Origin of the sequence: Anoxybacillus sp. J5B_2022, from assembly GCF_026847645.1 — a bacterium.
Classification (GTDB): domain Bacteria; phylum Bacillota; class Bacilli; order Bacillales; family Anoxybacillaceae; genus Anoxybacteroides.
The window spans coordinates 22,752-32,381 of record NZ_JAPSMC010000037.1; the positions used below are offsets into that span (position 1 = coordinate 22,752).

The following is a 9,630-nucleotide window of genomic DNA, read 5'->3' on the forward strand; positions in this document are numbered from 1 at the left end:
CTTAGCTCGGTACCTGCCATCTTGACAAAGTAAACTAGGCATTAATTATCTCCCGCTTTGTGGATTTAAAAAAACCGCCCTTGCAAACATGCAAGAGCTTGTTTTCTATTTCTAGACGTCCCTTAAGCAAATTTGTCCCTTCCCATCAAAATTCATTTTTCACTCCAAAAATCCTCAATCCCCCTGCTTTTTTCGCTTATTTTTACGAAAAGAGCATCTCAAAATTCAATTTTCCGCATTTGCATTTCCCTTATTTCCCGAATGTAATAAAATTGTATTTCATATATCATGGAAGGATGAGGTTCATGCAGTATCTTGATTTAAAAATGGATTTTATGTTTAAACAGCTGTTTGGACATCCGAGCCGAAAGTCAATTACGATGGCGTTTTTAAACGCGCTTTTGCACCGGACAGGCGATGACCGAATCGTTGATGTGCAGTTTGAAAACACCGAACTGACGAAAGAAACAGAAGACGGAGAAACAGGGCGGTTAGACGTCATTGTCCGCACGAATCTTGGCGAGCGCATTCATGTTGAAATTCAAATCATCCCGCAATACGGCATGCCGGAACGGCTGTTGTATTACTGGGCGCGGTTGTTTTCATCTTCGTTATCAAAAGGAGAACGGTACGACACCCTTCCTCCGACCATCATGATCGCCATCCTCAACTATCCACTCTTTCCGCACGAAACCGACCGCTTCCACACCGTCTTTCACATCCGTGAAGATGAAGAACAATTTCTTTGGAGCGATCACCTTGAATTTCATGTACTCGACTTGTCACAATTTATGGTAAAATGGAAGAAATATCGGAGAGAAGTGAAGCAATCGCCGGAATGGCCATGGCTGACGATGTTGTCGGCGGTGGATAGCCGAACAAAAAGAATGGACGAAGACATGTTTCGCGAATTGGAGGGAATCGCGATGACAGAACAAGAAATTTTAGAAGCGTTAGAAGAATGGCACAGTTTGAGCGTTGACCCGGAAAACCGCTACGCATACGAAATGCGTCTCAAATGGCTGCTTGATCAGCTATCGAACATTCGCGGAAGCCGGGAGGAAGGATTGAAGGAAGGGCTGAAAAAAGGATTAGAACAAGGTCGGGAAGAAGGATTGAAAGAAGGATTGAAAGAAGGATTGGAAAAAGGACGAGAAGAAGGAATAAAGGGAACGATTAGAAAAATGAGCGAAAAAGGAATGAGCGTTGCGGAGATTGCTAATATATTGGACATGACAGAAGAAGAAGTACGAGAACGGTTGAAAAGCTAGGTCATAATAAAAAAGTCAGTGCTTTTGGACGCTGGCTTTTTTGTTTTTATATCGATTCGATACAACTAGGCAGGCAACATGGAAAAAACAAACCGCCGTCGATTCGCTAGTGTTTTTACACACTTAGAAATCGACGACAAATATAAATGTTGGACAAACTCATCACTGTTCCAATAATTGCCTCACTTCCTCTTCCGCAAGATCGGTTACGTTCGCAATGTCTTTTACACTCATCCCTTTTCTCGCCATCGTTTGCACAAGGTACTTGATTCCTTGCTTTCTTCCCTTTTCCAACGCTTTTTGTTCATACGAAATAATCAATTCCAGTACTTGTTCTTTTTCTTTCGTCTCCATTTCATTCACCTCGCTTCGCAATTGTTGTTCTTCTTCGTCTGATAGTTTCACATATGTTTCAAAAAAGCCAAACAGTAATCGTTGTTTTGCTTCGTCTAATTCCATGCGAACAAGCATGCGTAAAAATTGCTTTTTCAGTCCCACTCGTTCATTTTCAGTATACCCCATCTTGCTTAACAATGCAGCGGCGATTGGGTTGTCGTTACGAATATAGTTTCGCCAGTTTCGTTTGCGCAATTCCATGGTGAAAAAGCGAAAGTCTAGTACGTTACCAAAAGGAAATTGGAGAGTAAACGTTGAAGGTTCGTCGTGGATCGTGTCGTAGCTAAATACGGCAATCGGTACAATATTTTTGCGATATTTTTCAAACAAGCGGCTAAAATAAATAAACATCCGTTCACGAAACGACGGTTGCACATAACTTTGGTTTTCGATATGAACGATGACAAGCCCGTCTTCTCCTTTTAACTTCGTTTCGACCAACAAATCGACGCGGTACTTCTCCCCTGCCGTCACATCGGTGAACAACTCCCCCGATAAAAACGACAAATGGCGAAAGTCGATATGCTCATGCATCGTCGGAAAAAAGAGAAGAATAAATTCCTCAAAAAACGTTTGGATCAACTCTTTAAACAAACGGTCGTGGTCGATGGACATATAGTCACCTCGCATATTATAGCTTACTGTCCTTATTCGACAAAATGTGCGGTTTTCCTGTTAGTTTTTGAAAAATAAAAAACCCGAGCTCTTTCATAGAACTCGGGTTCTTCGATGATTCCGACTGGGCTCGAACCAGCGACCTCTACCCTGTCAAGGTAGCGCTCTCCCAGCTGAGCTACGGAATCATATTTATGTGCTCTCTGTCGAACACATTTTTAATTATATAGACGCAAATATGGTTTGTCAAATACTTTTTTAAAAAAAATTTTCTCCTCCCCACCCCGGACAACCGACTATTGCCTTCTGTCCTTTTTTTGTGATACGATGAAAAGAAACACATAAAACGGAGGGGATGTTGATGAGATACGTCACGCTGACAGACGTGTTTGTCCATCCGGTGGCGCAAAAGTATTTGAAACGGTCTGGGATCGCCCATGCGATCGCGACGGCTTATCATGCGTATCGGCTCGCCATTCAATACGGCGTCAATGTCGACCTCGCCACGAAAGCCGCGCTGTTGCATGATATCGGCCACTACGAATGGTATTCGAACGGAACATGGGACTATGAACAATATAAACAAAACGACATCCACGCCATCAAAGGCGCCGAGCGGGCGCACAAGCTATTGATCCGCTTAGGCGAACACCCGAAAAACGCCAAAGAAATCGCCCTCGCTATTCTCTTGCATACTGATTCCTACCTGCCGGAAGGGGAATTCAAACGAAAACCGCTGCAAACGATCATTAAGCTCGCCGACGAAGCCGACGAAGAACCGGGTGGCAAACATCATTATCGAAAAATCGACGAAGCACTTGCTTTGAAAAAAATAAAGCAACTCGATGAACTCGTCGACCGCCAACTGCAACAAGAACGGCTCGATGACATTATATAAGGCTAGGCCATATACACCTAGCCTTATATCGTTATCGCGAAACAGCTTCCGACCTTGTCTTGACATAAGAAAGCGCTTCGTCAAAATCCGCAATTAAATCATCCGCTGCTTCCAACCCGACGCTTAAGCGCAACAAGCCGTCGGTAATTCCCCGCTTCTCTCTTTCTTCTTTCGGCATCGCCGCATGCGACATTTTCGCCGGATACGACAAAATTGACTCGACCGCCCCTAAACTGACCGCAAATACCGGAATTTTCACATGCTTCACAAACGTGCGGACCGCTTCTTCATCCGCTAAGCGAAACGACAGCACCGCCCCGAAGCCAGTCGCCTGATACCGGTGAATCGAATGGCCCGGATGATCCGAAAGTCCCGGATAATACACAGCCTCAACTTTCGGATGTTTCGCTAAAAATCGGGCTATTTTGAGCGCTGATTGGGCCGATTGCTCAAGGCGGACGTGAAGCGTCTTTAAACCGCGCAGCACAAGCCACGCATCTTGCACTCCTAATACCGCCCCGAACGCATTTTGCAATTTATACAGCCGATCGGCAAGCTCTTTATCCTTTACGACCGCAAGTCCGGCCAATACATCGCTATGCCCTGATAAAAATTTCGTCGCGCTATGCAACACGACATCGACGCCCAAATCAAGCGGACGCTGCAAGGCCGGTGTCATAAACGTGTTGTCTAAAAATGTTAAACAGCCGTTCGCTTTCGCCAGCTTCACAATGCCGTGAATATCAGTAATTTTTAACAGCGGATTCGATGGCGTTTCCACATAAATCACTTTCGTATTCGGGCGAATATGGGAAGCGACTTCATGCAAATCGGTCATATCAACAAACGTGTATTCAATGCCAAAGCGGCTTAATACTTCCGTAATCATCCGGTACGTGCCGCCGTACACGTCTTCGGTCACCAAAACGTGGTCGCCTTTTGACAAAAGCAAAAACGCCGTTGAAATGGCCGCCATGCCGGAAGAAAAGGCAAAGCCCCGCACTCCTCCTTCCAGTTCAGCAATCGTCGCTTCAAGCGCCTCCCGCGTCGGATTGCCGGAGCGGCTGTAATCATATTTTCCGAACTCATCAAAATTGGCTTGATGAAACGTCGACGCATGCTGGATCGGCACGCTGACAGCTCCCGTCTGCTCATCGATTTTCCATTTGTTATGCAATAAATTTGTTTGAAACGAAAACGATTTTTCCATTTCGCTACACCTCTTTCATTTTTTCCAAGGCTTGCGACAAATCAGCAATTAAATCTTCGACATGCTCAATGCCGACCGAAAAGCGCAGCAGGCGGTTACAGACACCGTTGGCGATGCGAATTTCCTCTGGAATGTCGGCATGGGTTTGCGTTGCCGGATACGTAATAAAGCTCTCTACCCCACCTAAACTTTCGGCAAATGTAATGAGCTTCAAACTTTGCAAAAAGCGGTTCACCCATCGTTCGTCGCGCACACGAAACGACAGCATTCCGCCTCGACCTGGGTACAATACGTCGGTCACGTCTTCATGCGCCGCTAAAAATTCGCTAACGCGCCGCGCGTTTTCTTCGTGCTGTCTCATCCGTAAGGCGAGCGTCTTCATTCCGCGGATTAATAGCCATGAATCAAACGGCGATAACACCGCCCCGATCGCATTATGATATTCCGCTAGCCGCTGACAAAGCGCTTCGCCTTTAGCAACAACAAGCCCAGCCAACACATCGTTATGGCCGCCTAAATATTTCGTTGCACTATGAATGACAATGTCCGCTCCTTTCTCGATCGGACGCTGAATGACCGGCGTATAAAACGTGTTGTCGACAATGAGCAACAAGCCGTGCCGCTTCGCTAGCTTTGCCACTTCGCCAATATCCGTTTCCTGCATGAGCGGGTTCGTCGGCGTTTCCAAAAAAATCGCTTTCGTTTTTTCGGTAATGGCGTTCTCCACTAATGATATGTCGCGAAAATCGACATAATGAAACGACAAGCCGTATTTGCGCCACCCTTTTTCAAACAATCGGTACGTGCCGCCGTAAAGATCGGCGGACACTAAAAACTCATCGCCGCTTTCAAACAGCGTCATCACCGTCTGGATCGCCGCCATCCCTGAACTAAACGCATAGCCTTGATCGCCACCTTCAAGCTTGGCGATCGCTTCTTCGACAATTTTGCGCGTCGGATTTCCTGTACGAATGTAATCAAATCCCGTAGACTGCCCGATTCCTTCATGACGGTACGCCGTTGAAAAATAAACAGGCGGATTGACCGTTCCCGTCACCGTTTCACTTCGGTTTCCAATTTGCGCAAGCAACGTCTCCATGTTTTTCATCGCTTCCTCTTCCTTTCCAAAAAATAAAAGCCTTCTAAGAAGAAGGCTTTTTGATCGAAACAAATACGCTTCTTCTTATCTTCCGAATTGAAACCAATCCGCTGGATTTAGCACCTGGCCAAAATATTGGCTGGTTGCTGAAGCTTCACTGGGCCAGTCCCTCCGCTTCTCTTGATAAGAACGAAATACTATATAGAATTTTCTGATTTTCTATCAATGTACACGATTTCTCAGAAATTTGCAAGCATTTTTTCACTGCGCCGTATATCCGCCGTCGATCACGACCGCTTGACCGGTAATTCCTTTTGCTTTATCGCTTGCTAAAAAGAGCGCATAATCGGCAATTTCTTCTGGCGACAAAAGCCGTCGTTGCGGCACAAGCGGGTAAATGACTTCTTCTAATACGTTTTCGAGCGGCACGTGGCGCGTCGCGGCTAAATCCGCCAGCTGATTGCGGACAAGAGGCGTATCGACATAGCCGGGACAAAGCGCATTGACGGTAATTCCATGCGGTGCTCCTTCGAGCGCCGCTACTTTCGTCAACCCAATCACCCCATGCTTGGCGCTATTATATGCCGCTTTGCCGGCAAAACCGACCAATCCGTTAATCGACGCCATATTAATAATGCGGCCGAATCGTTGTTGCTTCATCATCGGAAACACATGTTTTATTGCCAAAAACGGCGCTACTAACATAACGCGGACGAGCTCTTCAAACTTCTCGGTCGGAAACGCTTCAATGGGTGCTACGTGCTGCAGCCCTGCGTTATTCACTAAAATGTCGAGACGGCCGTACTTCGCAATTGTTTTTTCGACGGCGGATTTGATCGCCTCTTCCGCCGTCACATCGCATTTAAAACCTGTCGCTTCAAATCCTTGTTCATTCAACTGCCGCGCGGCTTCCTGCACACATTCTTCATTTACATCGGTAAGGATCACTTTTGCTCCGTGTCCAGCAAAATGCTTGGCAATCGCAAATCCGATCCCTCGTGCCGCCCCTGTTATGAACATCACTTGATCGCATACCATACCGCCTTAACCTCCTATGTTAAATCCCTAGTCCAAACGAGAAGAGAATGATTGCAATAATCGTTCCGAGCGCAGGAACAATAACCGTTAACGCACCAACCGCGCCGTACGCATCGCGATGCGTTTCACCGCAAATCGCCCGAATCGTCGTCACGACATATCCGTTATGCGGCAAGGAATCCAATGCGCCGGAAGAGATAGAAACAACGCGATGCAACGCTTCCGGATTGACACCCATATCTAAATAGTGAGGCGCCAAAAGCGGCAACGCAATGGCCTGACCTCCAGAGGCCGAGCCGGTAATTCCGGCAATGACGCTGATCGCAATCGCGCTTCCGATTAACGGGCTTCCTGGGATATTTGTAATCGCTTGCACTGCTTCCGTAAATGCCGGAACCGCTTTCGCCACCCCGCCAAAACCGACGACAGCCGCTGTGTTTCCAAGCGCAATTAACGCACCGAGCGTCCCTTCGGAAAGCGCGCCGCTAAAGTTTTGGAAGTAGTTGCGGTTGAGCGCGTACACGGCAATCACACCGCCAAGCAGTGCAACAATGAGTGCGGACTGCTTTAGTGAATTATGGAACGCAAAAGAAATGACTAAAACGACAATTAACGGAATGAATCCAGCCATTGGATGAGGTAACGCTTTATCACTCGCCACCGGATCGCCTTCTCTTTCAATGAATCGCTCGCCATTTGCGACCGCTTTCATAATCATCCGCTTTAACCACCAATAGCCGAAAACAGCCATAAATACTGCCACAATGAGGCTCACTTCCCAGCCAGCATACGGAGACGTTTTTAAATATTCAATCGGAATCCAGTTTTGAATTTCCGGTGAGCCGGCAGATGTCATCGTAAACGTAACAGAGCCGAACGCGAGCGCCCCTGGAATAAAGCGACGCGGTAAATTCGCCTGCTTAAATAAGCTAACCGCCATCGGATACACAGAAAATGCGACAACAAACAAGCTGACGCCACCATACGTCAATACGGCGCAAGCAAGCACCACAGCCAATGCTGCCCGCTTTACTCCGATTTTGTCGACAATCCATTTAGAAACGCTTTCTGCCGCCCCACTATCTTCCATCAACTTTCCAAAAATCGCCCCGAGTAAAAACATTAAATACCATGATTGAATAAATCCTGAAAAGCCAGCCATATAGTTGCCGACGAAGTTCGCCTCCCCTTCACCGACGAGCTGCGGAAACAGTGGAAGTCCGCTTAACACCGCAACAATGAGCGCACATAACGGTGCAGCAATAAATAAATTCATTCCTCTCATCGTCAAATAAATTAACAACCCAAGTCCCCCGATTAGACCGATCATACTCCACATTTCATACACCCCCTATGTTCATTTTGTGAAAAATTCCCAGTTTATACTTCCTTTCTTATCCCCTTCTCAACGACGCATCCCCCCTTATGACAAGCGCTCACCTTTTTCATTTGCAAAAACGGCGCCAAAATCAAATGGTCTAAAAATATACAATATTAAAACTGTCTATTATGTATTTATTCCGCAAATGTGTAATTTATGAAAACACCTCTTCCGACTGGCTCAACCTCTTTCTCTTTGTAACACGCGCAATAAAAACACCTTCCAAGCGCAAAAAAAAAAACGAAAGGTAACTAACGTACATATGATAGAATCTGACATACTTTGTCGAAAATATGTTACAATACTCAATGAACTCTTAATTCGTTACGGAGGGCAAATGATGATCGTACAAAAAGGAATCGTAACTGAGCAAACGATTTACAGCCATGAACTAGAAGAAGAAGTGACGTTGCTTATTTATTTGCCAAGTATGTTTTCACTTCTTTATAAATACTCCCTTCTCATCGCGCAAGACGGGAAAGATTATTTTATGTTCGGAAAAGTCGGCCGCGTCGTCGAGCAATTGATGGAGGAGCGAAAAATCGACCGTACGATTGTCGTTGGCATTCCATATAAAAATGTCCATGATCGTTACGAAAAATATCATCCAAATGGCGGCAAACATACCGCTTATTTAAAATTTTTGGCAAATGAACTCGTTCCATATTTAGATCAAGAGTTCCCGACGTACCAAATGGGAATGGGGCGCGCCTTAATCGGCGATTCGCTTGGCGGAACCGTGTCGCTACTAGCTGGGCTCACTTATCCGCATACGTTCGGAAAAATTGCGATGCAATCGCCATATTTTAATGAAGCTATTCTTGAAAAAATCGAACAGTTTACCGAGCCGCATTTATTGCAGCTATACCATTCGATCGGCACGGAAGAAACCGCTGTCAAAACGACCGACGGCAACGTGCGCGATTTTGTCACCCCGAACCGGAACGCGCGCGATCGTTTTATCCAAAAAGGATTTGACTACACATATGAGGAATTTTCAGGCGACCATACATGGACATATTGGCAGCCTGATCTTCCGAAGGCGCTTGCTTCTATTCTTGTGCTGTAACCGAATATAACACTATAATCTTTGTCAAAATTTTGTTATAATTAAATAATACCGCAATATAGGGAGGGATTCCGATGAAATACGGGATTGCTATTTTTCCATCGAAACGAGTACAAGATTTCGCCAATTCTTATCGAAAACGTTACGACAGCCATTACGCGCTCATTCCGCCGCACATCACGCTAAAAAGCGCGTTTGAAGCAGATGAACAGCAAATCGACCAAATCGTGCAAGAACTTCAGCGAATCGCAGCGGAAACGGATGTTATTCCGTTAACCATTACGAAATTCAGCTCGTTTTATCCGTCGAATACCGTTATTTATTTAAAAGTCGAACCAACCGAAACACTTACAAAGCTGCATCAAAAATTATATAGCGGCATTTTCACCGACCAGCCAGAATACGCGTTCGTTCCGCACATTACGATCGGGCGCGATTTATCGGACGGCGAATATTTTGACGTGTATGGACAGTTGAAAATGCAGACGGTCCACTTTTCCGAAACGACCGACCGCTTCCATTTGCTTTATCAGTTGGAAGACGGGGCATGGACCGTTTATGAAACATTCCGACTTGGAAAGGAACAGGCATAGTAGTCAACTACCCACCACTTAAAGCCTTGGGCTTTTGAAGAGGGGGCTTGTAAAAAGCCT

Annotated in this window: 9 protein-coding genes, 1 tRNA gene and 1 riboswitch; of the genes, 4 read left to right on the forward strand and 6 right to left on the reverse strand. The window is 45.9% G+C overall.

Annotated elements, in window-relative coordinates:
• The first annotated feature begins 305 nt into the window (after positions 1-305).
• Complete coding sequence (locus tag M4I42_RS11060; protein ID WP_268852222.1) at positions 306-1,271, forward strand: Rpn family recombination-promoting nuclease/putative transposase; 966 nt, start codon at positions 306-308, stop codon at positions 1,269-1,271.
• 162 nt (positions 1,272-1,433) lie between these two features.
• Here the strand turns inward: M4I42_RS11060 and M4I42_RS11065 are convergent, their stop codons facing one another.
• Positions 1,434-2,282, reverse strand: coding sequence for an Rpn family recombination-promoting nuclease/putative transposase (locus M4I42_RS11065; RefSeq protein WP_268852223.1), 849 nt, complete (start codon positions 2,280-2,282; stop codon positions 1,434-1,436).
• A 115-nt stretch (positions 2,283-2,397) separates the two neighbouring features.
• Positions 2,398-2,470 (reverse strand) — tRNA-Val (locus M4I42_RS11070).
• Between the two features lie 173 nt (positions 2,471-2,643).
• On the opposite strand from M4I42_RS11070, the gene M4I42_RS11075 reads away from it, so the two are divergent.
• Positions 2,644-3,180 carry an HD domain-containing protein gene (locus tag M4I42_RS11075; protein WP_268852224.1) on the forward strand — a complete coding sequence of 179 codons (537 nt, stop codon included), beginning with the start codon at positions 2,644-2,646 and terminating at the stop codon, positions 3,178-3,180.
• Between the two features lie 31 nt (positions 3,181-3,211).
• Here M4I42_RS11075 and metC read toward each other — a convergent pair whose 3' ends face one another.
• The 4 genes from metC to M4I42_RS11095 form a co-directional block, all read right to left on the reverse strand.
• Positions 3,212-4,390, reverse strand: coding sequence for a cystathionine beta-lyase (gene metC / locus M4I42_RS11080; RefSeq protein ID WP_268852225.1), 1,179 nt, complete (start codon positions 4,388-4,390; stop codon positions 3,212-3,214).
• A 4-nt stretch (positions 4,391-4,394) separates the two neighbouring features.
• The gene (locus M4I42_RS11085) at positions 4,395-5,498 is read right to left on the reverse strand and encodes a methionine biosynthesis PLP-dependent protein (protein WP_268852226.1); all 1,104 of its coding nucleotides are present in this window, start codon (positions 5,496-5,498) and stop codon (positions 4,395-4,397) included.
• Positions 5,499-5,570: 72 nt separating this feature from the next.
• Positions 5,571-5,679: riboswitch (SAM riboswitch) on the reverse strand.
• Positions 5,680-5,750: 71 nt separating this feature from the next.
• Complete coding sequence (locus tag M4I42_RS11090; protein ID WP_268852227.1) at positions 5,751-6,527, reverse strand: 3-hydroxybutyrate dehydrogenase; 777 nt, start codon at positions 6,525-6,527, stop codon at positions 5,751-5,753.
• A gap of 19 nt (positions 6,528-6,546) precedes the next feature.
• Positions 6,547-7,866: a GntP family permease gene (locus M4I42_RS11095; RefSeq protein ID WP_268852228.1), complete on the reverse strand. Its 1,320-nt coding sequence runs from the start codon at positions 7,864-7,866 to the stop codon at positions 6,547-6,549.
• Between the two features lie 382 nt (positions 7,867-8,248).
• On the opposite strand from M4I42_RS11095, the gene M4I42_RS11100 reads away from it, so the two are divergent.
• Together M4I42_RS11100 and M4I42_RS11105 are read left to right on the forward strand one after the other, a co-directional pair.
• Positions 8,249-8,977: an alpha/beta hydrolase gene (locus tag M4I42_RS11100; RefSeq protein WP_268852229.1), complete on the forward strand. Its 729-nt coding sequence runs from the start codon at positions 8,249-8,251 to the stop codon at positions 8,975-8,977.
• Between the two features lie 74 nt (positions 8,978-9,051).
• Complete coding sequence (locus M4I42_RS11105; RefSeq protein WP_268852230.1) at positions 9,052-9,570, forward strand: YjcG family protein; 519 nt, start codon at positions 9,052-9,054, stop codon at positions 9,568-9,570.
• The last annotated feature ends 60 nt before the right edge of the window (positions 9,571-9,630 follow it).

What these genes read in the sequence shown, in the direction of transcription:
- M4I42_RS11065 (WP_268852223.1), bottom strand. Translation starts at nt 2,282, where the DNA reads ATGTCCATCGACCACGACCGTTTGTTTAAAGAGTTGATCCAAACGTTT.
- M4I42_RS11100 (WP_268852229.1), top strand. Translation starts at nt 8,249, where the DNA reads ATGATCGTACAAAAAGGAATCGTAACTGAGCAAACGATTTACAGCCAT.
- M4I42_RS11095 (WP_268852228.1), bottom strand. Translation starts at nt 7,866, where the DNA reads ATGTGGAGTATGATCGGTCTAATCGGGGGACTTGGGTTGTTAATTTAT.
- M4I42_RS11105 (WP_268852230.1), top strand. Translation starts at nt 9,052, where the DNA reads ATGAAATACGGGATTGCTATTTTTCCATCGAAACGAGTACAAGATTTC.
- M4I42_RS11060 (WP_268852222.1), top strand. Translation starts at nt 306, where the DNA reads ATGCAGTATCTTGATTTAAAAATGGATTTTATGTTTAAACAGCTGTTT.
- metC (WP_268852225.1), bottom strand. Translation starts at nt 4,390, where the DNA reads ATGGAAAAATCGTTTTCGTTTCAAACAAATTTATTGCATAACAAATGG.
- M4I42_RS11085 (WP_268852226.1), bottom strand. Translation starts at nt 5,498, where the DNA reads ATGAAAAACATGGAGACGTTGCTTGCGCAAATTGGAAACCGAAGTGAA.
- M4I42_RS11075 (WP_268852224.1), top strand. Translation starts at nt 2,644, where the DNA reads ATGAGATACGTCACGCTGACAGACGTGTTTGTCCATCCGGTGGCGCAA.
- M4I42_RS11090 (WP_268852227.1), bottom strand. Translation starts at nt 6,527, where the DNA reads ATGGTATGCGATCAAGTGATGTTCATAACAGGGGCGGCACGAGGGATC.